The organism is Agrobacterium tumefaciens (assembly GCA_025560025.1).
Taxonomy (GTDB): Bacteria; Pseudomonadota; Alphaproteobacteria; order Rhizobiales; family Rhizobiaceae; genus Agrobacterium.
In genome coordinates this window covers 782,731-807,373 of the sequence record CP048485.1, presented here as the reverse complement: position 1 = coordinate 807,373, position 24,643 = coordinate 782,731, and the positions used below count along the sequence as shown (strand labels likewise).

Genomic DNA, 24,643 nt, shown 5'->3' with positions numbered 1-24,643 from the left:
GGACCATTCCCGGTCCAGAAACCCGAGGCAGGTAAAATGTCAAACCTTCGCAAAGCCGTTAAAAACCGGAGCTTTTGCCACGCAAACCCTTGCATCAGGCCCCGTGCCGTGCGAATGGCGACGCCAAAGGAACCAGCGGAGACGAGAGCCATGAGCCAGTCGGGCAAGAACGGTCTTACCTATAGTGACGCAGGTGTGGATATCGACGCCGGCAACCTGATGGTCGAAAAGATCAAACCGGCGGTGCGTTCAACGCGGCGTCCCGGTGCGGATGGCGAAATCGGCGGCTTCGGCGGCCTGTTCGATTTGAAAGCCGCGGGCTTCACCGATCCGGTTCTGGTGGCCGCCAATGACGGCGTCGGCACCAAGCTGAAGATCGCCATCGATGCTGACTATCATGACACCGTCGGCATCGATCTCGTCGCCATGTGCGTCAACGATCTCGTCGTCCAGGGCGCGGAGCCGCTGTTCTTCCTCGATTATTTCGCCACCGGCAAGCTCGACCCCGACCAGGGTGCGGCGATCGTTTCCGGCATTGCCGCCGGCTGCCGCGAATCCGGCTGTGCGCTGATCGGCGGCGAAACCGCTGAAATGCCCGGCATGTATTCCGACGGCGACTACGATCTCGCAGGCTTTGCCGTGGGTGCTGCCGAACGCGGCCAGCTTCTGCCGGCCGGTGATATTTCCGAAGGCGACGTCATTCTCGGGCTTTCATCCTCCGGCGTGCACTCGAACGGTTTCTCGCTGGTGCGCAAGATCGTATCCATCTCCGGCCTCGCCTGGGACGCCCCTGCCCCCTTCGCCGACGGCAAGAAGCTCGGCGAAGCGCTGCTGACGCCGACCCGCATCTATGTGAAGCCGCTTTTGAAGGCGATCCGCGAGACCGGCGCGCTGAAGGCACTGGCGCATATTACCGGCGGCGGTTTCCCGGAGAATATTCCGCGCGTTCTGCCCAAGCATCTCGCAGCTGAAATCGATCTCGACGCGATCAAGGTTCCGGCCGTCTTTTCGTGGCTGGCAAAAACCGGCGGCGTCGAAGCCAAGGAAATGCTGCGAACCTTCAATTGCGGCGTCGGCATGATCGTGGTCGTTTCGGCTGAAAATGCCGAGAAGGTCACGAACGCCCTAACAGCGGAAGGCGAGACCGTTTTCCCGCTCGGCCGCATGGTGGCCCGCGAAGAGGGCGCGCACGGCACGATCTACAAGGGCGCTCTCAGCCTATGATGAGTGCCGCGCTCCCGTCCAGCCGCGCACGTGTCGTCGTTTTCATCTCCGGCGGCGGCTCCAACATGGTGTCGCTGGCCAAGGCCTGTCAGGCGGTGGATTTCCCGGCGGAAATCGTCTGCGTGATATCGGACAAGGCCTCGGCGGGCGGATTGGAAAAGGCACGGGAGCTGGGCATTCCCACGCTGGTCTTCGAGCGCAAGACCTATGCCAGCAAGGCCGAGCATGAGGGCGCCATCCTGGCTGCGCTTGGCGAGATTGCACCTGACATCATCTGTCTTGCCGGTTACATGCGGCTGATCTCGGGAGACTTCATCGCTCCCTATGAAGGTCGTATCATCAATATCCACCCTTCCCTGCTGCCGCTTTTCCCCGGCCTGCACACCCACCAGCGCGCCATCGACAGTGGCATGAAGATTTCCGGCTGCACCGTGCATTTCGTCACCGAAGGCATGGATGAAGGCCCGACGATTGCACAGGGCGCGGTGCCGGTCATGTCCGGCGATACGGCAGACACACTCGCGGCTCGGATCCTGACCGTCGAGCACCAGCTTTATCCGCTGGCCCTGAAGCGGCTTGCGGAAGGCAAGGTGCGGATGGAGGGCGGCAGAGCCGTCATTACGGATGGCGCAAGTAAATCTGAATATACCAATCTGATTTCTGCGTCTTGATAGAGGTATTTCTAAAGTACAAAAATGCCTGAAATGGTATTTTCGGCAAAATAAACCAATCATTTACCATAATCACCTTTAATGCCCGCAACGGCCCATATTTCAGGCCCTCCGGTCATTCAGGAGCGATTATGCTGTTTTTGAGATTTCCCCTGCCGCTTTCGGCCCTCTTGCTGATGGGCACAAGCCTGCCGCTTGCCGCTGAACAGGGTGGCATCACTGCTTCGCTCGATGCCGGTGTTCTCAATCTCAAAGCGACGGAAACCGTCCATATCGGCGGTAGCAAGCTAAGCGAACTCGAATGGGAAACCAAAAACGCCATGGCGCTGCGAGGCTCGCTCGGGCTTGAGCTTGCGCCCGGCTGGCGTGTGAAGGCTGAAGGCCGCGTCGGGTTCGAAGGCGACGGCTATATGACCGACTATGACTGGGTTTGGCCTTTTTCCAGAGATAGCTCCAAGGACAATTGGAGCCACCGTTCCCAGCATGACGATACGCGGCTCGACCATTATTTTTCGGGAAGCCTCGAACTCAATCGCATGTTGCTGGACGATCCGCAGCAATATCTCAGCGCCGGTGTCGGTTTTCGCTATACGGATGTGCAATGGTCGGCCTATGGCGGCAGCGCCGTTTACAGTCTTTTCTCGCGAAGGGATTTGAGCATCAAATTCAACGACGGTGAGAAAGGGATCACATACCGCCAGCAAATCCCGGTTTTCTACGGCAACCTGACGGGCGGCCAAAGGTTCGGCAACTGGTCGCTCAATGCCGGTGTGGAGGGTGGCGCAATGGTCTATGCCAAGGCCACGGACGACCACTGGATGCGCGACATGCGCTTCACCGACAAATTCGACGTTGCCGGCATGTTCGGGGTAAAGGCGGGCGTTGCCTATGACCTGACGGAGAACGCCTCGATCTATCTCGACGGCGCGTATGACTACACCAGCCTCGGTCGCGGAGACACTCACTATAGCGGCGCAGGCGCTGGAAACCTGTCATCGGAGAAAAATGCCGGCGGCGGTGACTTGCAGTCGATTTTCGTGGGGGCTGGCATCAAGGGAAGGTTTTGAGCCGACAGCGACACCCGCCCCCATAAGCTTACTTGACCAAGCCTGCTCCTCGCCTATCGTCGAGAAATACAAACGAGGTTGTGGTGCAGCTTGTAAAGGCAAATGATCTCCAAGCCCGGCGAGTTCTCATCGCCGCAATAAGGGCAGAACGGGCGCAACGAAAACAAGCGGCCCTGGATCGGATCAATGCCTGGAAAAACAAGGGTCGCAAGTAGCCGATTTCGTCGCGAGTGCTGCGACCCTCACGCATATCAAACCGAAGTCAAAGCCGGGTGCGATTCAACATCGCCCATTGCAGCAAAATAATCGTCTTGGAATCGGTGATTTCACCCGATGCGATCATCGCAAAGGCTTCGTCCAGCCCGTAGGTCAGAACTTCCAGATCCTCGCCTTCGGTTTCCAGACCACCGCCCTCGCCGGCCTGTACGTCGAGATCGATGCGGGCGACGAAGAGGCTGACCTTTTCCGTCAGCGTTCCGGGGCTTGCATACATGTCGAAGAGGTAGTCGACTTTCTCGACCGCATAGCCGGATTCTTCCATCGCCTCGCGGCGAATGGCGTCGGCGGCGTTGTCGTCGTCGAGAAGTCCCGCCGGCACTTCAATCATGAAGCTCTGATCGCCATTCACGAAGGCGGCGGGGCGGAACTGGCGCACCATCACCACACTGTCGCGTTTTTGATCGTAAAGCAGGATGGCGGCGGCACTGCCGTGGTCGTGAACTTCACGCACGATGCGGATCGTTTTGCCATCCGGCATGCGCTGGTCGAAAACGAGCTTCTGCATATGCACGAAGCCCTTCCAGACGGTTTCTTTTTCCACCAGCCGAATTCTGCCCGCATCCGTATCGGCCGGAATGTTCTTCGCTTGCGTCTGTGTCACCGGATATGTCCCTGCCTGTCGTGCAATTATCTGAACCTGCCCCTGTTGCGGCGCAATATCAAGTCTCGCTGGTCTGATCTTCCCGGCGCAGCCACACCTTGTTGTCGTGGAAAGCCGCGCCGCCATAGGGGGCAACGGCATCGGCGCCGGTCAGCACGTTGATGCCCTCCCCGTCCAGATGCGCCTTGTTGGGCCACAGCCCTTCAGCGACCAGAACGCCGGATCTGGCGCCCTCCACGATTTTTGCATGGAGGCGTACTTCACCGCGGCCATTGCCGATGCGCACGACGTCACCGTCGGCAATATCGTTGCGGCTGGCGTCCTCGGGACAGATCATCAGTTCCGGACGGCCTTCCTTCTGCACGGAGGTTTTCGTTTCCGCGAAAGTGGAGTTCAGGAAGTTGCGCGCTGGCGATGTCGCCAGCCGGAAAGGATGATCCTGATCGGCCGTTTCGATGACGTCCACCTGATCCGGGAATTTTGGGAATTGCGAAACGGGGCCCATCACGCCGATATTTTTCGGCGGCCGGTTGGGAGACGGCCCTGTCGCCCATTCGGGGCTGAAGCGGAATTTTCCGTCGCCATAACCGAAACCCTCGAGATAATGCGCCACCTCGAAAGAGGGCTGCGCATCGATCCATTTTTCTTCCGCCAGCGTGTCGAAATCGCCCCAGCCGCTGACTTTCAACATGCGGTCGACATGGTCGCGGGCCGAAAGGCCGAAGCCCGGCATATGGTCGATGCCGAGACGTTTCGCCAGTTCTTCGATAACGAAGAGATTGGTGCGCACCGTTTCGGGCGGCTCCACCAGTTTGGGGCCGAGCAGAATGTGGTTCTGGCCGCCGGCGCGGTAGATATCGTCATGTTCGAGGAACATGGTGGCGGGCAGCACGATATCGGCAACTTCAGCCGTCTCCGTCATGAACTGCTCATGCACGGCAACGAAAAGATCGTCGCGCAGGAAACCCTGCTTCACCAGCCGCTGCTCGGGTGCGACATTGACGGGATTGGTATTCTGGATGAGCAGCGCCGTCACCGGGCCGCCATGACGCAGCGCTTGCGCATCACCCGTCAGCACGCGGCCGATCTGCGACTGGTCGAGCTGGCGCACGCCAGGGTCGGCATAGGCCGTGCCCATCAGCTCCGCCTTGTTGAGCCGGAAGATATCACCATTGTTATGAAAGGCGCCGCCGCCCTCATATTGCCAGGAGCCGAGAACCGTCGCGATAGACAGCGCAGCATGCATGGCGACGGCACCGTTACGCTGGCGGGCAAAACCGTAACCCAGACGGAAGAAGGTCTTTTTTGTCGTGCCGACGAGCCTTGCGAAATCCTCGATCTCCTCGACGGAGAGACCGGTGATTTCAGACGCCCATTGCGGCGTCTTTGTCTTCAGATGCGCCTCCAACCCGGCCGGATCGTCCGCAAACCACGCCATGTAGTCGCGGTCGGCATAACCGTCGCGGAAGGCGATGTGCATGATGGCGCAGGCGAGCGCGGCATCCGTGCCCGGACGCACGACGATGCGCATATCCGCCTGTTTCATGGTCGGATTGTCGTAGATATCGACGACGACGATCTTCGCGCCGCGTTCCTTGCGGGCCTTGACCGCATGGGTCATGACATTGACCTGGGTGGCGACCGCGTTGGTGCCCCAGATGACGACGACATCGGCTTTGGCGATCTCGCGCGGATCGGGACCGCGCAGCGCGCCCGTGCCCATGACATAACCGGTCCAGGCCATGTTGGTGCAGATCGACCCGAAAAAGCCGGAATATTTCTTGGCATGGCGCAGGCGCTCGATGGAATCGCGCTGCACCTGCCCCATGGTTCCGGCGTAGAAATAGGGCCAGATGGCCTCCGCGCCGTGCCGGGCTTCAGCCTTGACGAAGGCATCGGCGATCTCGTCCAGCGCCGCTTCCCAGGAAACCTCCTGCCAGTCGCCCGCCCCCTTTGCGCCCTTGCGGCGCTTCGGGGTCAGCAGACGGCCGGGATGATAGATACGTTCGGAGTAACGCGCCACCTTGGCGCAGATGACGCCGGCGGTGTACGTATTGGCATTGGCGCCGCGCACACGGCCGATGCGGCCTTCGGCATTGATATCGACTTCCAGCGCGCAGGCGCTCGGACAGTCGTGCGGGCAGACCGTGTGGCCGATGCGGGTTTCGGCCTTCGGAGTGGCGTTTTTAGCGGAAATCGGGGTCGCAACGTTCATCTCTTTTCTATATTGCATCAGCGATGCGGCAAAAAGGCCGAAGTGACGTCCATCAAGAATATTCATCATCACCATCGGCAAGCGAGACAGATCCATGAACTACCGCCACATCTACCACGCCGGCAATTTCGCGGATGTTCTCAAGCACGCTATTCTCGCGCGCCTCGTTCGCTACCTGCAGAACAAGGACAAGGCGTTTCGCGTGCTGGATACCCATGCCGGCATCGGCCTTTACGACCTGTCCTCGGAAGAGGCGCAAAAGACGGGCGAATGGCAGACCGGTATCGGCAAGCTGATGGAGGCCGATCTGCCCGCTCCCATCGCCGAATTGCTGGAACCCTATCTTTCCGCCGTCAGGGAGCTCAATCCGGATGGCGGCGTGCAGTTCTACCCGGGTTCGCCGAAACTCGCGCGCATGCTGTTTCGCCCGCAGGACCGGCTTTCGGCCATGGAACTGCATCCGGACGATGCACGCGCCCTGTCCCGCCTGTTCGAGGGCGATTATCAGGTGCGCGTCACCGAACTGGATGGATGGCTGTCGCTCGGCGCGCATCTGCCGCCGAAGGAGAAGCGCGGCCTTATCCTCGTCGATCCGCCGTTCGAGCTGGAGAACGAATATCAGCGGCTCGCGGATGGCCTGAACAAGGCCTATCGGCGTTTTTCCACCGGCACCTATTGCCTGTGGTATCCGCTAAAAAAGGGTGCGCCGATCAAGGATTTTCACGAGCGGCTGCAATCCTTCGAGATTCCGAAGATGCTGTGCGCCGAGCTTTCCGTGAAAAGCGACCGGCTGGATGGCTTAAGCGGTTCCGGCCTCATCATCGTCAACCCGCCCTATACGCTGAAGGACGAGCTGCACACGCTGCTGCCATTCCTGAAAACGGTGATGGCGCAGGACCGGTACGCTTCGCACCGCGCCTTCTGGCTGCGCGGCGAAGAAAAACCTGAGGAGGATTGAGACTACCTCAGCCCTTCCCGTTTCTGCGCCTGCGCAAGCTGTGATCGCTCGAAGAACAGGATCACGAACAGGGCCATGATGAAGGGAATGATGAGGTAGAACAGCCGGAATACCAGCAGCGCCGCAATCACGTCCGCCGGGTTCATATCCGGCAGGCCGGTGACGAAGACCAGCTCCAGCACGCCGAGCCCACCCGGCGCGTGCGAAATCAGCGCCGCCGAGAATGAAATCAGGAATATGCCGAGGATGATCATGAAACCCGGATTTCCCGCCTCCGGCAGGGCGAAATAGATGATGCCTGCCGCGCCGATCAGCTCGATCGGACCGATGACCAGCTGTTGCGCCACCAGTCTGGGCGCGGGATAGGGCAGGAAAAACGAGCGGATTTTCAGCGGTTTCAGCTTCAGGAGACTGCCGAGCACATAAAGACCGACAACGACAAGCAGCAGGATACCGGTTGTCGTCGATGCCTCCACGGGCAGGATACCGGTAAAGCGCTCGGTAATGTCAGGCTCATAGACCAGCACCATGCCGATAAGCATGATCGTGCCGATGGTGAAGGTGAAAGAGCAAAGGGCGACGAGCACGCCAACTTCCCCGACGCTCAGCCCCTTGGACGTATAGGCGCGATATCGCACCACGGCACCGGAAAAGACTGAGGCACCGACATTGTGGGAAAGCGCATAGGTGGTGAAAGAGGTGAGCGTGATGAAGAACCAGTTCACCTTGCGGCCGAGATGCTGGAGCGCAATACGGTCGTAACCGGCAAGAGCGGCATAGGCCACCAGCGTCGAGAGGCCGGAACACACCCAGTCCCGCGCGCGAATTGCCATCAGGCTTTCCCACAGGTCATCAAGCGAGAGGCCGCGCAGCTCATGATAGAGCAGCCAGGCTGAAAAACCGATTGTCGCCAGACCAACGACGGGCCAGATGTATTTCTTCAATGTCATGCGGCCATGCCCGCCTATTTCCCCCAGCTTCACCCCAGCCCAACTTCCGTCTTTCGCGGAAGATTCGTCTGACTTTATTCGTTATGCGGCGAAGCTTTCAACCTTTTCATGGAAGATTGCCCGTTTGCCCCGTTCACAAATTTATGTAAGACCGATTTGTCGCCGACGGTGATATGAGGTCGTCCATTTTCCGGGGGAACGTGCGCGGAATGAAGCGTTATGCGGGTTTCATCGCCTTGGGTCTTCTGTCGCTTGCAGCGTTTTGGTTTGCGCAGGAAAAACCCGCCCCGAGCAATTCATCAAATGGCTGGACCATCTATCCGCCGTCGCAACCGGCCGGGCGCTCCCAGCCGGATAATACCCGGAACGACGCTGGCGGCAAATCTGCAGCCCGAGGAACCGGCTTCGATTTTTACGTTCTCTCCCTATCCTGGTCGCCGGCATTCTGCGCCAGTTCCGAAGGCTCCGGTAACCGCCAGCAATGCGGCAGCGACCGGCGTTACGGTTTCGTCGTGCACGGGCTTTGGCCGCAAAACGAGACTGGCTATCCCGAATTCTGCAAAAGCAGCGAGCCGGACCGTGTGCCTGACGCGATCGGCCGTACCATGTTCGACATCATGCCTTCCATGGGCCTGATCGGCCACCAGTGGCGCAAACACGGCTCGTGCTCCGGCCTTTCGCAAAAGGATTATTTCTCGGCAACCCGGGCCGCCTTCGAGACGGTCAGGCTGCCGGAGAGGATTGCCTCGGGTGCCGGAGCGGCCAGCCTCTCTGCGGACGCAATAGAAACAGCCTTTACCGATGCCAATCCCGGCATGTCGAAACGCGGCGTCTCGATCAGCTGCGATGGAAAGCGCCTCGAGGAAGTCCGCATCTGTCTCAACAGGGATATGACATTCCGCGAGTGCCCGGAGCTGGACCGCAAGGGCTGCCGCGCCAGTGCGACAGAAATCATTCCCATTCGCTAAGGCGGACCGGATGCGCCCTATTTCTTTATTTTACATATTTTCCAGACATAAAACCGCTACGTAGTTTGTTGGACATACTCTCGTTACCCGACGTCAACCCATAGGACCGACCATGGAACTGCTCTATTCGCCCGCATCCCCCTACTCCGCCAAGGTGCGCATGGCCGCCCGCCACCTCGGCATCGACATCACCTCCGTGCGCGTCGACACCAATGCCGAGCCGGCAACGCTGATGGACAATAACCCGCTCGGCAAGATTCCGGTCCTGCTGCTGGATGATGGCGGCTCGGTCTATGACAGCGTGGCGATCATGCACTATCTGGACCGCCTTTCGGGAGGCAAGCTCTACCCGAAGAAGAATGGCAAGCGCACGGAAGTCGAAATTCTGGAGGCGCTTTGCGACGGCATCATGGATTGCCTGCTAGCCATCGTTTACGAGCGCCGTTTTCGCCCCGAAGACAAGATTCATCAGCCATGGATCGACAAGCAGTGGAAAAAGGTGGTGAAGGGCCTCGACCATCTGAATGCAAACCTGCCGAAAACCGGCAAGAAACTGCATGGCGGCCATTTCGCGCTTGCGGCGATGATCGGTTATCTCGATCTGCGTTTCGCCGGTGAATGGGCAGAAGGGCGAGATGCGCTGGCGCAGTGGCCCGAGACATTCGGCAAGCGTTTCGAAGCCTACGCCGAAATGAAAGCCGCCGCCTGACGCAGAAGCAAGACAGATGCCCGGCCTGATCGCCGGGCATTTATTCGGGGCACATGTCGCAGAAACAAAAAAAGCCGGGGCGTAAACCCCGGCTTTTCCTTTACCGATCCGAGAAGGATCAGAACTTGACGCCGATACCGGCCTTGACGGAGTGATCGTCGAAACCACGCGAGAACGCGCCGGAGTCGAGACCGTAGTCCTTCTTCTGGTAGTCGCTGTAGCGATATTCCAGACGGGCGGTGATGTTGTCCGTAACCATGGCTTCAACACCGGCACCAACGGTGTAACCGAGGGCGGTGGCGCTGTCCTTGGAGGTCGCGTCACGAACCTTGTTGTCGGAGACAGCAAGACCGGCCGTACCATAGAGCAGGAACGGGTTCATGTCGTAACCAACGCGGCCACGCAGCGAGCCGTTGACGCCCTGCTTGCCTTCGACGGCGTTACCGGCAACCGTACCGGCGGAGCCCTTCTCGTCGCCCAGGTTCACGTCTGCTTCAGCACCGTAAACGATCTGGCCGCTCTGCATGTTGTAACCACCGTAGAGGCCGCCACCGAAGCCCTTGGCGTCACGGCCGTCATTGCTGGAGCTGAAACGGCCCCAGTCATAGTTGACCGTACCACCGAGGTAAGCGCCGGACCAATCCTTGACCGGTGCGGGCTGGTCGTAGGACACCGGTGCCTGGGGCACTTCGTTTACGGCGTCAGCGGCGTGAGCAGCCGAGAAGCCGGCAGCTGCCATGGTCGAAGCCATAAGGGTTGCTACGAAAATACGCATGCTATTCTCCTTTCAGGACCGCTCTGCACTCAAAACATTGTTTTCAGACGCGGTGTAAAAATCGTCGGGTTAATCGCCCCTCTGGAAACTGAACTTGATGGGAGAATGCGGAGATCAAAGAGCCAAAATGTGAATTGTTTGGGGCAGAGACGTGACTAGAATTAGACGTTGCCTAATTGCCACAAGGGTTTTATTAACCCTAACAGAAGCCTAATCAGCAATAGATCGGCTTTAAACTTAGTTATATTCAAATTAAACCGAAATTGCATTGTGAATAAAAAATCGCCCAATTCTTTTGGGGCCGACGGACAGCTTGCGATTTGCATTTATATCCAGCAAATAGGGCTGAGATGAGCAAATGCAGGTCCGCCGTGAAAGAAAATATACCGAAGACAGTCTTGATAACCGGAGCCGCCCGAAGGCTTGGGCGGGCGATCGCCACGGATTTGGCCGCCCACGGCTTTGCAATCGCCGTCCATGCCAATGCCTCGATGGCTGAAGCCGAGGAATTCGCTAACGAAATAAGGCAAAACGGTGGCAAAGCCGTCGCCGTCCAGGCGGATCTGACACAATCTGCGCCGACAATGGCGCTTGTCGAACAGGCATCTTCCGCGCTCGGCCCCATCGGCGTCGTCGTCAACAATGCGTCCGTTTTCCTCAACGATTCGGCTGAGGCTCCCGATCCGGCGGTCTTCGATGCGCATTTTGCCGTGCATGTCAGGGCTCCTTCCCTCATCGCGGCCGCCTTCATCGAACAATTGCCACAGGATAAATCCGGGCTGATCGTCAATATCATCGACCAGCGCGTGCTTGCGCTCACGCCGCGTTTTTATTCCTACACGCTTTCGAAATCCGCCCTTTGGACCGCGACGCGGACGATGGCACAGAGCTTTGCACCACGCGTCCGGGTCAATGCCATCGGACCTGGTCCCACCTTCAAAAGCGAAAGACAGGCGCCGGAGGACTTTCAGGCGCAGATCGACGGCCTTATATTAAAGCGTGGTCCTGCCGCAGATGAATTCGGGCGGACGATTCGCTTTCTTTTCGACACGCCGTCGGTCACCGGACAAATGATCGCGCTCGACGGCGGCCAGCACCTTGGCTGGGAAACCCCTGATGTGGCGGAGATTAATGAATGAACGGAAAGAAGCTGCCTGATGGCGGTATTCTCTTCGATGAAACCGACGACGAAGACGACGATGCAAGCCTTGCCGCGACAGAAGCGGCCGAGGCTCCGCGCGACGTTGCCGGCATGGACTGGAATGCGGGCTGGAAGAATGAATCCGGCCTGAAGGGCATGGACCTCATCGGCGAATTCGTCAAACACCTGCCGAATTCGCCGGGTGTCTACCGCATGTTCAACGAGGCGGGCGACGTGCTTTATGTCGGCAAGGCGCGCTCGCTGAAGAAGCGCGTCGGTAACTATGCGCAGGGCCGTGTCCATTCCAACCGCATCGCCCAGATGGTGCGTTTCACCACCCATATGGAGTTCGTCACAACCCGCACGGAGACCGAGGCGCTTCTGCTTGAAGCCAACCTCATCAAGCGCTTGCGGCCGCGCTTTAACGTGCTTCTGCGTGACGACAAATCGTTTCCCTATATTCTCATCACCGCCGACAACCGTGCGCCGGCGATCTTCAAGCATCGCGGTGCGCGGGCGCGCAAGGGCGATTATTTCGGACCCTTCGCATCGGCCGGCGCCGTCGGCCGAACGATCAATTCGCTGCAGCGGGCCTTCCTGATCCGCACCTGTACCGACAGTGTTTTCGAGACCCGCACGCGTCCCTGTCTTCTTTACCAGATCAAGCGCTGTTCCGGCCCCTGTACGCATGAGATCAGCGATCAGGGGTATGCGGAACTCGTCAAGGAAGCCAAGGATTTCCTGTCCGGCAAAAGCCAGAGCGTCAAGACCGCCATTGCGCGGCAGATGAACGAGGCGGCCGAGGATCTCGATTTCGAGCGCGCCGCCGTCTATCGCGACCGGCTGGCCGCACTTTCCCATGTCCAGAGCCATCAGGGCATCAATCCGGCCGGTATCGAGGAAGCGGATGTTTTCGCCATTCATCACGAAGGCGGCATTTCCTGCATTCAGGTGTTCTTTTTCCGCACCGGCCAGAACTGGGGCAATCGTGCCTATTTCCCGAAGGCGGACCCGTCCCTGCCCGGCTCGGAAATTCTCAACGCATTCCTTGCGCAGTTTTACGATGACAAGCCGGTGCCGAAGCAGATCCTGCTGTCCGAAACCGTCGAGGAACAGGAATTGCTGGCCGCAGCACTCGGCGAAAAAGCCGGCCACAAGGTCACGATCAGCGTGCCGCAGCGCGGCGAGAAGAAGGACATTACCGACCATGTTCTTGCCAATGCCCGCGAGGCGCATGGCCGCAAGCTGGCGGAGACCTCTTCGCAGGCACGGTTGCTGAACGGTTTTGCAGAAACCTTTAGCCTGCCCTATGTGCCGCGCCGCATCGAGATTTACGATAACTCGCATATCATGGGCACCAATGCCGTGGGCGGCATGGTGGTGGCGGGGCCGGAAGGTTTCGTGAAGAACCAGTATCGCAAGTTCAACATCAAATCGACCGACATCACGCCGGGCGACGACTTCGGCATGATGCGCGAGGTGATGACCCGTCGCTTCTCGCGCCTGTTGAAGGAAGAGGGCAAGCCCGACCGCAGGCAGACGCAGACGCCAACGCCGGAGGAAGCCGCCGACATGCCCTTCCCCACCTGGCCGGATGTGATCCTGATCGACGGCGGCCAGGGCCAGATGACGGCGGTGCGCGCCATCCTTGATGAACTCGACATACGCGACAGCGTGATCGCCATCGGTGTCGCCAAGGGTGTGGACCGCGATGCGGGCCGCGAACGTTTCTTCGCGGATGGGCGCAGCGATTTTTCCCTGCCGCCACGGGATCCCGTGCTCTATTTCATTCAACGCATGCGCGATGAAGCGCACCGTTTCGCCATCGGCTCGCACCGGGCGCGGCGCAAGAAGGAAATGGTGCGCAATCCGCTGGATGAAATCTCGGGGATCGGCCCCGGACGCAAGCGCTCGCTGCTGCAGCATTTCGGCACGGCGAAGGCTGTTTCCCGTGCCGGTCTCAACGATCTGATGGCGGTTACCGGCATTTCCGAAGCGGTGGCGCGGCAAATCTACAATCACTTCCACGAGAGTAGTGGCGATTGAGCCCGCGCTGGCGCAACGAACTGCTAAAAAAACATAATCACATGTTGACGCTATCCGTCAGGGGCGGCATCAAGGCAGCTTATCCAGACTGACAGGTTTCCCATGGCTTCGCGCGCATACAGCATCCCCAATCTCCTCACCTACGGCCGCATCCTCGCGGTTCCTGTCATCGTTCTGTGCTTTTTCATCGAAGGAAAGCTGGAAAGCTCGGATTTCGCGCGCTGGACGGCGCTCTGGCTGTTCATCGTCGCCTCGCTGACCGATTTCCTCGATGGTTATCTTGCGCGCATCTGGAACCAGACATCCAATATCGGCCGCATGCTGGACCCGATCGCCGACAAGCTGCTGGTGGCCTCCGTCCTGCTGCTGATGGCTGCGGACGGCACCATTGCCGGCTGGTCGCTCTGGGCGGCCATCACCATCCTCTGCCGCGAGATTCTGGTCTCGGGCCTGCGGGAATATCTGGCGGCGCTGAAGGTCAGCGTTCCCGTCACCCGCATCGCCAAATGGAAGACCACCATCCAGATGGTGGCCATCGCCTTTCTTCTCGCCGGTCCTGCAGGCGACAAGGTTCTGCCCTACACGACCGAAATGGGAATTACGCTTCTCTGGCTGGCCGCGGCACTCACCATGTATACCGGCTATGATTACTTCAAGGCGGGCCTCAAGCACATCGTGGACGAAGACTGATGACACGGATCGTTTATTTCGCCTGGGTGCGCGAAAAGATCGGCACGGACGAAGAGGAACTGGACATCCCCTCCTCCGTCACCACGGCCGGTGAACTGATCACCTGGCTTACAAGCCGTGGCGAAAATTACGAAGCCGCCTTCGAGTTTCCAGATGTGATCCGCGTTGCGGTCAATCAGGAACATGTCGAACATGACGAGAGCATTGCCGGCGCGCGCGAAATCGGCATTTTCCCGCCCATGACCGGGGGATGAGTGGATGCAGCCAGCCGTCAAGCCGACGATCCGCGTGCAACGCGAAGACTTCGATGCTGGGGAAGAAACCCGCAGGCTGACGGAAGGCGACGGGAGCATCGGCGCGGTGGTGGCCTTTACCGGGCTTTGCCGTGACGATGGCGGCACGCTGGCAGCGCTGGAGCTTGAACATTATCCCGGCATGGCGGAAGCGGAAATGACCCGCATCGCCGATCTCGCCATCGAGCGTTTCGCCCTTCTCGGTCTCACTGCCATCCATCGCCACGGTAAGATTGCTGCCGGCGAAAATATCGTCCTTGTCATTGCCGCAGCCCGGCATCGGCAGGCCGCCTTCGACGGCGCCAATTTCGTGATGGATTACCTCAAAACATCCGCCCCGTTCTGGAAAAAGGAACATGGCAAGGATGGAACGACGGGCGATTGGATCGCGGCGAAGGCGACGGATGACACGGCCAAGGACAAGTGGCGGTGACGCTTCGTCTTTACGGACGGAAAACCCCACTTCTCCTCGAAATGCGCTAAGGCGCTTCCACCCTGCTGCGCATGACGATGAGCCAGCCGACCAGAAGCGCAAGGACCGCCGCGTCCCGCCAGACGACCGGGCCGTAACCGACCCACAGGGTTTCCGCAAAACCGACGGCGGCTGCCCCCAGCGCGCAGACGAGTGGGCTAGCATAACCGCCCGCTGCCGAAATGAGCACGACCTTCAGCCCGAAAACCAGCCCGGCGCCGAAATCCATGGTGCCGTAATAAAACGTCGCCAATACGCCGGCGATTGCGGCGATAAGGCCCGCCGCGCAGTAGGAGAGCAGGAATATCCTTCCCGCATTCACCCCGCAGAGCGAGGCGGCGAAAGCATCGTCCGAGACCGCCTTCCAGCAGCGGCCGAAACCGGAACGCCGCAGATAAACGGCGCCTGCAAGAATGAGCAGGCAGAAAACGGCCGTGTTCAGCATCTGCATCGGCGTCAGGGTAACGGCAAAATCGCCCTCAGCCCAGAAATGCACTGGTTCGGACAAAAGCGGCGGCAGCCATAATTGCCGGGTGCCGGCGGCGAGTCTGGCGCTTTCGGTGAGCGCGATCAGGACGCCGATGGAGGCGACCGTCACCGCATTGGGAGAGGCTTTCGCCAGCGGCCGCATCACCGCCCTACCGATGAAGGCCGCCGCCCAAAGCCCACCGAACAGGCCCATCCCCGCCCCAAGGGTAAGCGTTGCGGGCAGGATCAGCCACAAACGGTTCCAGCCGAAATCGGCAAAGAGCAGGCAGGTCTGGCCGGCGAAGGCGAAAATCGCGCCATAGGTGACATCCGCCCGTCGGGTGATCGAAAAGGCGATCGCATAACCGAAGGCCAGAACCGCATAAAGCGAGGCGACCGGCACGGCATTCAGCAATTGTTGCAGGAAATAGGCCAAGCGCGTCCTCCCATCATTATTATAACTTTTAAAATACGTTTTGATAGTTATAATATGCGCCATGACCTTTCGCTGGACAGCTCATCGTTTCGCAGGCGGCGCATTGGCACTCGATGTCGCCAACAGCATCATCTTGCGTTCTGACACGGCAAAATCGATCGACCGTTTTGCCGCGCCGGAGCAGATCGTTGCCTTTGCCGAAGCCGCGACTCGTCTCAGCGCAGAGCGAGGCAGATTTCCCGCGCTCATCGCCCCCGAAGCGGAAAAGCGGCCGGTTTTTCTCGGTCTGCGGGAAGCTATTGACGGCTATTTCCGTTCTTCGATCGCCACTGGCGATAATGATGACGGCAGGCTGGCGGAGCTTCTTTTCGCCTGCGGCGCGGCGTTGCGGTCGTTTCCGTCCGCCACGAGCCTCGGCAATGCGACCGCCCATTCCGCCCTGTCGCTGCTGGCAGTAGAGACGCAGGAGCGGCTGAAGATTTGCGGCAATTGCGGCTGGCTCTTCATCGACCGCAGCAAGAACAGAAGCCGGATCTGGTGCGACATGGCGGTGTGCGGCAACCGCCAGAAGGCCAGCCGGCACTATCATCGGAAGAAGGAGGCAGAGGAATGAAAGGAATTGCCGTTTCATTGCTGGCGATTGCGGCGACGCTTGCCGTCTCCGGCTGCCAGCGGGATGAGCCGCGCGATGTCGCGAAGGTTTCGGGCCGTATGTTCGTCTTCAACTATCGGGTGGCGATTGCGACCTATCTGGTAACCCTGCAACGCGTTGCGCCCATCCGCGACGGCAGTACGGTGGAGGCGACCTTCGAAAACCCCCGAGGCGGTGCTGAACTGACGACCCGGGAGAAAATTTTCCCGATGGACGAAAAGATTGCCATTCAAAGCCCGCCGGTCGAATGCGTGAAACAGGACCGGCCCTACAAGGTCACCATCCGCATCAAGGGGCCGGAAGGCGATATTCTGCAGACGATAGAGACCACGATCCGCTCCGACACGGACCAGTCGCTTCTTCCGGCCAAGCCGCTGGTGGTCGGGCCGCTCTATACGCCCAATCCGGAAGTGTTCAAACCTGATGGCACGATGGATATGCGGCCGGTCGAGGGGTGTCCCGCCTCCTGAACAAATAAAAAAACGGAGCCTTTCGGCTCCGTTTCATCGAGTCTTTTCAGCGGCTTCACATAATCACCTGAGAGGGCGATTCAAGCCGTTGATATTTTGAATCAGCCGACGATTTCGGTTTCAGCGAACCAGTAGGCGATTTCCTGTGCGGCGGTTTCCGGAGCGTCGGAACCGTGAACGGAGTTTTCGCCGATGGAGAGCGCAAACGTCTTGCGGATGGTGCCTTCCGCAGCCTGGGCCGGGTTGGTGGCGCCCATGATTTCGCGGTTCTTGAGGATAGCGTTTTCGCCTTCCAGAACCTGTACGATGGTCGGGCCGGAGGTCATGCCTTCAACGAGTTCGCCGAAGAAGGGACGCTCCTTGTGAACGGCGTAGAAGCCTTCGGCTTCGCGCTTGCTCATCCAGACGCGCTTGGAGGCGACGACGCGCAGGCCGTTGTCTTCAAATACCTTGGTGATCGCGCCCGTCAGGTTACGCTTGGTTGCGTCCGGCTTGATCATCGAAAATGTGCGTTCAATCGCCATGTGTCCGTTTCCTTTTCCTTCAGAGAAAGTGGGCGGTCTTTACCCGCCCAAACTCCCGAAAACAAGGGGGTTCACCCATATTGCAGCGATGAGAACAGACATTTCACGCCGCTGTCACACTGCGGCCTCTCGCATCGTAGAGATCGAGGCAACCTTCGAACCAGTCGCGGACCGGATCGTTTTCGGAAAACAAATCCGCCCCGGTGGTGATCCTTGCCCATTGCAGCGCGCCGAAAACGATGTAATCCGCAAATAGCGGCGATGTGCCGCCAATGAAGGGCTGGAAGCTCAGCATGCGGCGGATCGGCGCCAGCAGGAGCGGAAAGGCAGCGATTTCCGCCTCGCGGTTCGCCACCACATCCTCCAGCGGCCGTCCCAGCGCCTTCGTCCGGCTGTCGCGGAAATAACGGCGATCCGGCTCGTCCAGCATATCGTGGATATCGAGCACGGCAATGCGGACGATGGCCGGGTGAAGCTGGGTCTGCGACCAGCTTTCAACAAAACGCGCCATTGCCTTGCCGCCCTCCCCGTTGAAAAGCGACGGGCGCTCCGGATAGGCATCATCGAGATAAAGGGCGATTTCAAAGCTGTCGCTCACCAGCTGGTCGCCGTCACGAAGGATCGGCACCGTCTTCGAAAAACCATCCTCCACGGTGGGGATCACCGTGAATGGCAAAGGGCGTTCCTCGAAATCCAGTCCCTTATGCGCCAGCGAAAGCACTGTTTTCCAGCAATGGGGAGAAAACGGCCGGGAGCTGTCGCTTCCGCAAAGCGAATACAAGGTTCTGGAGGTCGTCATAGGCTGCACCCTCTTCTGTACTATCGGAGAGGCGATATAAGAACGGCCGTCGCCTGAAATCAAATCAGGATTTGTCATGTTATCGATCAAAAGCCGTTTGCGACGGACGACCTTCGCCACGCTGCAGTTTATGCTTGAAGAAGGCGAAAATCTCCCGCGAGTTTAGGCTATTTTAAACCGTCGCGTGTATAAGTAACCCCACTCGGAAACCGACTATTTCGGCGAATTCATAAATACGATCTCTTTGGGGCTGACCGTGACGACATCTGCTGGCGATAAAAAACGCGAACAGTCCAGAAACGGTCTTGTCGTTACCAGAATCACGCAATTCATCGCCAAGATGAACATTGCGCCGCTGCCCCGCAATTATGAACTGATCTATGAAATATTGTCCGGGCATAATCCGGCGATGGGGCGCGATATTCTGGCACTTGGCAACGCGCCGCAACAGCATGAAATCGACATTGTCGGCCAGAGACACAATCTGCCCGGTTTCTCCCGGATCGAGGCGGAACAGATGGCGACAGAGGCATTCGAAACCCTGAAACAGATTTCCGCGCGGCTGGAGGCCGGCCTGCAGCGGACTGAAACATTCGTCACCAGCCTTTCCGATGAAGACCGGCATGAGCCACCGTCACTGGAGCGGCTTGCGCAATTGATGGGCGACATTCACGAGGAACAGACCAGCCTCAAACATTTCGTCTCGATGGGTGTGATGAAAATCCGCGAGGTCGAAAAACGCCGGGCCGAGCTTCAGGCGAATTCCCTGCGTGACGCCCTGACGGCGCTTCCCAACAGGGCGGCATTCTTTGAAAAACTCGCGGACCTCTATGCGGGCGATCAGGCGGCGTCCGCCACCTCGCTGGTGTTACTCAACATCGATCGCTTCCGCGAAATTAACAGCAAATACGGCCCCACCGCTGGTAACAAGGCGCTTCGACGGCTCGCCGCGCTCTTCCGCAGGACGATCAAGAAGGACGATTTCGTGGCCCGCATCGGCGGCAATGAATTCGCGTTCCTGTTTGCCGGCGTCTCGCAAAATACGGCCGAAGCGATTGCCGAGCGGTTGCGGCAAAACGTGGAGGCCCTGCGCTTCGTAACCAGCGAGGGCGAAGGCGAACATCTGACGGTATCGATCGGGGTTGCGGCAGTGGACGGCACGACAACGCCCGCCGAGTTTTTCAGCCATGCCGAACTCGCCCTGCTCTCCGCCCGCTGCGGCACGCGCAATTGCGTCACCGGCTACTCCCGGGACGTGGCGCAGCACAGCCGCAGCAGCTATCTGGCGCAGCTGGGCTGTTGACGCTGCATTCTGATGTGGTGTGGCGCGGGCGCTCTTGCCTTGGCCACGCAGTTCAGCCAAAACGGCGCCATGATTACGATTACCGATCTTTCCGCCCGCATCGCCGGGCGTCTGCTTCTTGACCATGCCAGCGTGACGCTTCCCGCGGGCGTGAAGGCGGGCCTCGTTGGCCGCAACGGCGCCGGCAAATCCACCCTGTTCCGGGTCATCACCGGCGATTTTTCTGCGGAAAGCGGTTCGGTAACGATCCCGAAACAGGCGCGCATCGGCCAGGTGGCACAGGAAGCGCCGGGAACGGAAGAATCGCTGATTTCCATCGTGCTTTCCGCCGACAAGGAACGCAGCGCGCTGCTGGCCGAGGCGGAAACCGCAACCGATCCGCACCGGATCGCCGAAATCCAGATGCGGCTCGTCGATATCGACGCCCATTCGGCGGAGGCCCGTGCGTCGAGCATTCTTGCCGGCCTCGGCTTCGATCACGAAGCACAGCTTCGTCCCGCCTCCTCCTTTTCCGGCGGCTGGCGCATGCGCGTGGCGCTTGCCTCGGTGCTGTTTGCCGAACCGGACCTTCTGCTGCTTGACGAGCCGACCAACTATCTCGACCTCGAAGGCACGCTCTGGCTGGAAGACTATATCCGCCGTTATCCGCATACCGTCATCATCATCAGCCACGACCGCGATCTCCTGAACAACGCCGTCAACTCCATCGTGCATCTGGACCAGAAGAAGCTGACCTTCTATCGCGGCGGTTACGACCAGTTCGAGCGGCAGAAGGCCGAGGCCGACGAATTGCAGATGAAGGCCAAGGTCAAGAACGACGCCGCGCGCAAACATCTGCAAAGCTTCATCGACCGTTTTCGCGCCAAGGCCACCAAGGCGCGCCAGGCGCAAAGCCGCATCAAGGCGCTGGAGCGCATGGGCACCGTCGCTGCCGTGATCGAAGATCATGTCCAGCCGATCACATTTCCCGAACCGGAAAAGCAGCCGGCATCGCCCATCGTCGCCATCAATGGCGGCGCCGTGGGTTACGAGCCGGGCAAATCGATCCTGAAACAGCTCAATCTGCGGATCGACAATGACGACCGCATCGCGCTGCTGGGCTCAAACGGCAACGGCAAATCGACCTTTGCAAAATTCATCTCTGGCCGGCTTGCCCCGCAGGCGGGTGATCTCCGAGTCGCGCCCGGTCTGAAGATCGGCTTCTTCGCGCAGCACCAGCTGGATGATCTCGTGCCGGATGAAACGCCGGTCGAACATGTTCGCAAGCTGATGCCGCTGGCGCCGGAGGCCCAGGTGCGGTCGCGGGTAGCGCAGATGGGCCTTGCGACAGAGAAGATGGCGACTGCGGCAAAGGACCTGTCAGGCGGCGAAAAGGCCCGGTTGCTGATGGGGCTTGCGGCCTTTCACGCGCCCAACCTGCTCATCCTCGACGAACCGACCAACCATCTCGACATTGACAGCCGCCGGGCGCTGATCGAGGCGCTGAACGATTATAACGGCGCCGTCATCCTGATCTCGCACGACCGGCATCTTATCGAGGCGACGGTGGATCGCCTGTGGCTTGTGGCCGACGGCACGGTCAAAACCTTCGAAGGTGATATGGAGGAATATCGCGATCTCGTCGTTTCCTCCGGCAAGAAGAAGGAAGACAAGGTCGAGGCAGCTGCCGATCAGGCATCGAAAGCCGACCAGCGCAAGGCCAATGCGGAAAAGCGCGCCCAGCTCGCCCCGCTCAAGAAAAAGATCAATGAAATCGAATCCCTGACGGCGAAGCTTGAGAAAATGATTCAGGCGCTCGACACGGAACTGGCGGACCCTGCCCTGTATGAAAAAGCGCCCGCCAAGGCCGCGCAGAAGGTGAAAGAGCGCGGCGAAGCCGCCGCCAAACTTTCCGATGCGGAAGAGCAATGGCTGCTGCTTTCCGGCGAATATGAGGAAGCAATGGCGGGCTGATGCGCGACGGCGCGGCGCTGGCGTGCAGAACGGCGGCTTCCTGCGAAGCCGCCGGATCCATATTGACAATGCTTATTTCGCGCCGATGGCGGTGAGGCCTTCGCGGGCGCATTCGGCATCGATGGCGCCCGACGGTGCGCCGCCGACGCCGATACCGCCGACCAGGGCTTCACCGATCTTGATCGGCAGGCCGCCAGCCTGAATGACCAGACGCTCGTCCATGGTCCGCAGACCTTCATTGGCGGGCTTGGAAGCGATGAAGTCGGCAATCTCGCCAATGTCGCGGCCGAGCGATGCGGCCGCAAAGGCCTTGCCGGTTGCGCTGGAGACCGTATGCGGGCCGGAACCGTCGGCCTTCAGCATCACCTTGGTGGCACCGTCACGGGCGACAATGGTGACGGTGACGGCGCTGCCCTTTGCGGTGCAAGCCTGAAGCGCTGCCTTGGCTGCCTTCTCCGCCATTTCGAGCGGCAGATAGGGCGCGGTCGGCAAGGACTGTGCGAAGGCTGCCGAAGGGGCAATCAGAAGCGAAGCGATAAAAAGGTTACGGAGCATGGAAAGGTCCTCTTGCGTGGTGAGGACTGCACCCTAGTCACAAGGCGCTCGGCCGCGAATCCGTAAGACTGGCCGGCCAGTCGGTAGTTCTACCGATCCGCGTCTAGCGATCCCCGCCGCCCTCCAGCCACAGCCTTGTCATTTCCGCCTGTGATGTGGTTCCGAGCTTGAGGCCGATGGCGGCGCGATGGCTGTCGACCGTGCGCGGCGACAGGCCAAGCCCATCGGCAATCTGGCGGCTGGTAAATCCGAGCGCGATCCGTTCGAGTATCTCCCGCTCACGGGCTGTCAGCAGCGACAACAGCGCCACGGTCTCGGCCTGCTGCGCCTTTGCATCCAGCGTCCGGGCAAGCGTCTGATGCGCCTTCTGGATCGCGTCGATCAGATCCTGCTCATCCACGGGCTTGGAGAGGAAATCCACCGCGCCGTTGCGAAAGGCACGGCGGCAGGCATCGATATTGCCATGGCCGGAAATGATGATGACGGGCCAGTCGACACCTTCCTGCAACAGCTTTTCCTGCAGCTTCAAGCCGGTGATCGCCGGCATGCGGATGTCGAGGATGAGGCAGCCCGGCTCGAGGCTCGGTAATTGCCCGAGAAAAACCATGGGATCGGCAAAGCCCCTCGCCTTGATGCCAACGGTGGACAACAGGAGGATCAGCGCCTTGCGCACCGCCGCATCGTCATCAACAAGATAGACGGGCAACGTCATGGCCTTTGCGCCTCCGCCATGGGCAGGACAACCCGGAAAACGGCACCCTTTTCACCGCCGACATAAAGGATTTCACCGTTGGCGCGCTCCACCAGCCTTTGGCTGAGCGCAAGTCCCAGTCCCATGCCGTTGTTTTTTGTGGTTGCAAAAGGCGTAAACAGCCGGTCGCGCAGTTCCGGCGCGACACCGGGGCCATTGTCAGTGACTTCCAGCACCGCAAAATCGCCCTGCCGGCTTAGAGTGGCAGTGACTACGCCTCTCACCTCCGAGCTACCGAGAGAATCGAGGGCGTTGCGCAGGAGATTGAACATCACCTGCTCGATTTCCACCGGGTCGACTCTAACGGCAAGCGGCACGTCCGTCACGGCGATATCGATAACCACATGCTGGCGCGCCGCCTCACCGGCCAGCAGCGCATCGACATTGCGTAGCGCCACGCGCAGGTCATGCGCCACCGCCGGCTGGCGGTGCGGCAGAGACCAGTTGCGGAAGCGGTCGAGCATGTTGGAAGCGCATCGCGCCTGTTCGACCATGTCATCCAGAGCCCCGGAAAGTGTTGCCAGGTCATGACGGGCAAGAAGCCGGCGGCCTGCCTGCGCCTGCGCCAATATCGCCGTCAGGGGCTGGGTCAGTTCATGTGCCAGGCCACTGGCCATCTCGCCCAGCGCATTGACGCGCGACGCATGGGTGAGCCTTGCTTCCATGCCGCTCAGTTCGGCCCGCCTTTCGGCGACCCGCATGCGCGTCCTCTGTCTTGCCATCACGATGCCGAAGAGAAAAATGACACTGGCGCCCGTCACCCCCGCCAGCAGAGCCCGGCCGGGTAAAAGGTCCCGCCAGGTGATGGACAGGGCAACTTCCAGAAGCAGCGGCTGGCTGGCGCTGCTCAGCTGCCGGACATATTGCGGTTTTTCAGTCGGTTCCTGCTGACCGAACAGCACTGTACCATCCGGCATTTTCAGCCGGATCACGGCCTGTTTCGACGACCAGAATGGCGCATCGGAGGCCAAAAGTCCCGCACTGTCCACGGCAAGCACCAGCACTTTCGACGCCGTCTCGCTGTTGGGGCTGCGTTTGACGATCATATAGTGCCCGGGCCTGAACGCGCTCGCCAGCAATGCGGGCCGGCCGGTAAAGACCGATGCCGCCTTGCGGATCGCCGTCGCCAGTTCATCTTCCAGCGGCCGGGTACCGATGGCAGGACTTTCGCCGTTGAGGGAAACCAGCTGGACTTCGTCGATACGCGGGTAAAACTGCAGGATCGGCGCCGCCACTTCGAGCAGCAGGCTGTGGTTGGCACCCTGCTCCGCCTGCACCACCGCCGAAAGCGCGGTCACATGGGCGTCGTGCTGGTCCGCGCGGCGCGAGGCCTCAGCCTGCAGGGCATCGCTCTGCCGCTCCAGTTCGCCAAGCAGGCTCACATATTGATAAGCCGCCAGGGCGGAAATAACCGCCACCATAAAAAGCGCCCAGACCAGCAGCGTCCTGAGCAAGGACCGTGCGGCAGGCAGGCGCGGGTCGCCCGGCATGCCCTGGCGACCGGACGCAGCATCAGCGACAATGCGCAGGGATGGGCTGGCACCCGTTGCCCGCGCGGCCGCTGTCTCTGGCAAAGGTTTGCCGGGTCTGTCGTTCCCAGCGTCGTTGTTTTCAAACATGCGTTCGCTCGCGTGACCGGAAAACACGGTCGGACCATGGGTTCGTTGAAGAAC

Annotated in this window: 25 protein-coding genes; 15 read left to right on the top strand and 10 right to left on the bottom strand. The window is 59.9% G+C overall.

Going from position 1 to position 24,643, the window contains the following annotated elements:
• The first annotated feature begins 150 nt into the window (after positions 1–150).
• The 3 genes from FY152_03950 to FY152_03940 all read left to right on the top strand — a co-directional run bounded on the left by FY152_03950 (position 151) and on the right by FY152_03940 (position 2,962).
• Positions 151–1,224, top strand: coding sequence for a phosphoribosylformylglycinamidine cyclo-ligase (locus FY152_03950; GenBank protein ID UXS31288.1), 1,074 nt, complete (start codon positions 151–153; stop codon positions 1,222–1,224).
• Positions 1,221–1,895, top strand: a complete 675-nt coding sequence (locus tag FY152_03945; protein UXS31287.1) for a phosphoribosylglycinamide formyltransferase — start codon at positions 1,221–1,223, stop codon at positions 1,893–1,895. Before FY152_03950 ends, FY152_03945 begins: the two co-directional genes overlap by 4 nt.
• Before the next feature lie 131 nt (positions 1,896–2,026).
• Complete coding sequence (locus FY152_03940; protein ID UXS31286.1) at positions 2,027–2,962, top strand: omptin family outer membrane protease; 936 nt, start codon at positions 2,027–2,029, stop codon at positions 2,960–2,962.
• A 262-nt stretch (positions 2,963–3,224) separates the two neighbouring features.
• Here the strand turns inward: FY152_03940 and FY152_03935 are convergent, their stop codons facing one another.
• A complete protein-coding gene (locus FY152_03935; protein ID UXS31285.1) occupies positions 3,225–3,842 on the bottom strand; it encodes an NUDIX domain-containing protein in 618 nt (205 codons plus the stop codon).
• 58 nt (positions 3,843–3,900) lie between these two features.
• The gene (locus FY152_03930; protein ID UXS33200.1) at positions 3,901–6,123 is read right to left on the bottom strand and encodes a molybdopterin oxidoreductase family protein; all 2,223 of its coding nucleotides are present in this window, start codon (positions 6,121–6,123) and stop codon (positions 3,901–3,903) included.
• 28 nt (positions 6,124–6,151) lie between these two features.
• Here FY152_03930 and FY152_03925 point away from each other — a divergent pair, with 28 nt between their 5' ends.
• Positions 6,152–7,015: a 23S rRNA (adenine(2030)-N(6))-methyltransferase RlmJ gene (locus tag FY152_03925; protein ID UXS31284.1), complete on the top strand. Its 864-nt coding sequence runs from the start codon at positions 6,152–6,154 to the stop codon at positions 7,013–7,015.
• A gap of 2 nt (positions 7,016–7,017) precedes the next feature.
• Here FY152_03925 and FY152_03920 read toward each other — a convergent pair whose 3' ends face one another.
• On the bottom strand, positions 7,018–7,965 hold the full coding sequence (locus FY152_03920) for a UPF0104 family protein (protein ID UXS31283.1): 948 nt from the start codon (positions 7,963–7,965) through the stop codon (positions 7,018–7,020).
• Between the two features lie 209 nt (positions 7,966–8,174).
• Between FY152_03920 and FY152_03915 the strand changes: the two genes are divergently transcribed.
• Both FY152_03915 and FY152_03910 read left to right on the top strand, forming a co-directional pair.
• Positions 8,175–8,933: a ribonuclease gene (locus tag FY152_03915; protein UXS31282.1), complete on the top strand. Its 759-nt coding sequence runs from the start codon at positions 8,175–8,177 to the stop codon at positions 8,931–8,933.
• Positions 8,934–9,045: 112 nt separating this feature from the next.
• On the top strand, positions 9,046–9,642 hold the full coding sequence (locus FY152_03910; GenBank protein UXS31281.1) for a glutathione S-transferase: 597 nt from the start codon (positions 9,046–9,048) through the stop codon (positions 9,640–9,642).
• Positions 9,643–9,760: 118 nt separating this feature from the next.
• Here the strand turns inward: FY152_03910 and FY152_03905 are convergent, their stop codons facing one another.
• The gene (locus tag FY152_03905) at positions 9,761–10,417 is read right to left on the bottom strand and encodes a porin family protein (protein ID UXS31280.1); all 657 of its coding nucleotides are present in this window, start codon (positions 10,415–10,417) and stop codon (positions 9,761–9,763) included.
• 350 nt (positions 10,418–10,767) lie between these two features.
• On the opposite strand from FY152_03905, the gene FY152_03900 reads away from it, so the two are divergent.
• The 5 genes from FY152_03900 (at position 10,768) to FY152_03880 (ending at position 15,020) form a co-directional block, all read left to right on the top strand.
• Positions 10,768–11,556, top strand: coding sequence for an SDR family oxidoreductase (locus FY152_03900; protein ID UXS31279.1), 789 nt, complete (start codon positions 10,768–10,770; stop codon positions 11,554–11,556).
• Entirely contained in the window at positions 11,553–13,604 is a 2,052-nt protein-coding gene (uvrC, locus tag FY152_03895) for an excinuclease ABC subunit UvrC (protein UXS31278.1), read from the top strand. Before FY152_03900 ends, uvrC begins: the two co-directional genes overlap by 4 nt.
• Positions 13,605–13,706: 102 nt before the next feature.
• Entirely contained in the window at positions 13,707–14,294 is a 588-nt protein-coding gene (gene pgsA / locus FY152_03890; protein UXS31277.1) for a CDP-diacylglycerol--glycerol-3-phosphate 3-phosphatidyltransferase, read from the top strand.
• Positions 14,294–14,548: a molybdopterin converting factor subunit 1 gene (gene moaD / locus FY152_03885; GenBank protein UXS31276.1), complete on the top strand. Its 255-nt coding sequence runs from the start codon at positions 14,294–14,296 to the stop codon at positions 14,546–14,548. The genes pgsA and moaD overlap by 1 nt, the downstream gene beginning before the upstream one ends.
• 4 nt (positions 14,549–14,552) lie before the next feature.
• Positions 14,553–15,020 (top strand): molybdenum cofactor biosynthesis protein MoaE, encoded by a 468-nt coding sequence (locus FY152_03880; GenBank protein UXS31275.1) that lies wholly within the window; start codon positions 14,553–14,555, stop codon positions 15,018–15,020.
• Positions 15,021–15,066: 46 nt separating this feature from the next.
• Here the strand turns inward: FY152_03880 and FY152_03875 are convergent, their stop codons facing one another.
• Positions 15,067–15,963 carry a branched-chain amino acid ABC transporter permease gene (locus FY152_03875; protein UXS31274.1) on the bottom strand — a complete coding sequence of 299 codons (897 nt, stop codon included), beginning with the start codon at positions 15,961–15,963 and terminating at the stop codon, positions 15,067–15,069.
• Between the two features lie 61 nt (positions 15,964–16,024).
• Between FY152_03875 and FY152_03870 the strand changes: the two genes are divergently transcribed.
• Both FY152_03870 and FY152_03865 read left to right on the top strand, forming a co-directional pair.
• On the top strand, positions 16,025–16,576 hold the full coding sequence (locus FY152_03870; protein UXS31273.1) for a hypothetical protein: 552 nt from the start codon (positions 16,025–16,027) through the stop codon (positions 16,574–16,576).
• Positions 16,573–17,085, top strand: coding sequence for a hypothetical protein (locus tag FY152_03865; GenBank protein ID UXS31272.1), 513 nt, complete (start codon positions 16,573–16,575; stop codon positions 17,083–17,085). Before FY152_03870 ends, FY152_03865 begins: the two co-directional genes overlap by 4 nt.
• A 101-nt stretch (positions 17,086–17,186) precedes the next feature.
• On the opposite strand, the gene ndk is transcribed toward FY152_03865, so the two are convergent.
• Positions 17,187–17,609, bottom strand: a complete 423-nt coding sequence (ndk, locus tag FY152_03860; GenBank protein ID UXS31271.1) for a nucleoside-diphosphate kinase — start codon at positions 17,607–17,609, stop codon at positions 17,187–17,189.
• 103 nt (positions 17,610–17,712) lie between these two features.
• The gene (locus FY152_03855; GenBank protein ID UXS31270.1) at positions 17,713–18,408 is read right to left on the bottom strand and encodes a glutathione S-transferase family protein; all 696 of its coding nucleotides are present in this window, start codon (positions 18,406–18,408) and stop codon (positions 17,713–17,715) included.
• A gap of 256 nt (positions 18,409–18,664) precedes the next feature.
• Here FY152_03855 and FY152_03850 point away from each other — a divergent pair, with 256 nt between their 5' ends.
• Both FY152_03850 and FY152_03845 read left to right on the top strand, forming a co-directional pair.
• Positions 18,665–19,711 (top strand): GGDEF domain-containing protein, encoded by a 1,047-nt coding sequence (locus tag FY152_03850; GenBank protein UXS31269.1) that lies wholly within the window; start codon positions 18,665–18,667, stop codon positions 19,709–19,711.
• Between the two features lie 69 nt (positions 19,712–19,780).
• The gene (locus FY152_03845; GenBank protein UXS31268.1) at positions 19,781–21,664 is read left to right on the top strand and encodes an ABC-F family ATP-binding cassette domain-containing protein; all 1,884 of its coding nucleotides are present in this window, start codon (positions 19,781–19,783) and stop codon (positions 21,662–21,664) included.
• A 72-nt stretch (positions 21,665–21,736) separates the two neighbouring features.
• Here the strand turns inward: FY152_03845 and FY152_03840 are convergent, their stop codons facing one another.
• The 3 genes from FY152_03840 to FY152_03830 all read right to left on the bottom strand — a co-directional run bounded on the left by FY152_03840 (position 21,737) and on the right by FY152_03830 (position 24,589).
• Positions 21,737–22,219 (bottom strand): heme-binding protein, encoded by a 483-nt coding sequence (locus FY152_03840; protein UXS31267.1) that lies wholly within the window; start codon positions 22,217–22,219, stop codon positions 21,737–21,739.
• A gap of 103 nt (positions 22,220–22,322) precedes the next feature.
• Positions 22,323–22,931 (bottom strand): response regulator transcription factor, encoded by a 609-nt coding sequence (locus FY152_03835; GenBank protein UXS31266.1) that lies wholly within the window; start codon positions 22,929–22,931, stop codon positions 22,323–22,325.
• Positions 22,928–24,589, bottom strand: a complete 1,662-nt coding sequence (locus tag FY152_03830; protein UXS31265.1) for a two-component sensor histidine kinase — start codon at positions 24,587–24,589, stop codon at positions 22,928–22,930. The genes FY152_03835 and FY152_03830 overlap by 4 nt, the downstream gene beginning before the upstream one ends.
• Positions 24,590–24,643 lie beyond the last annotated feature (54 nt).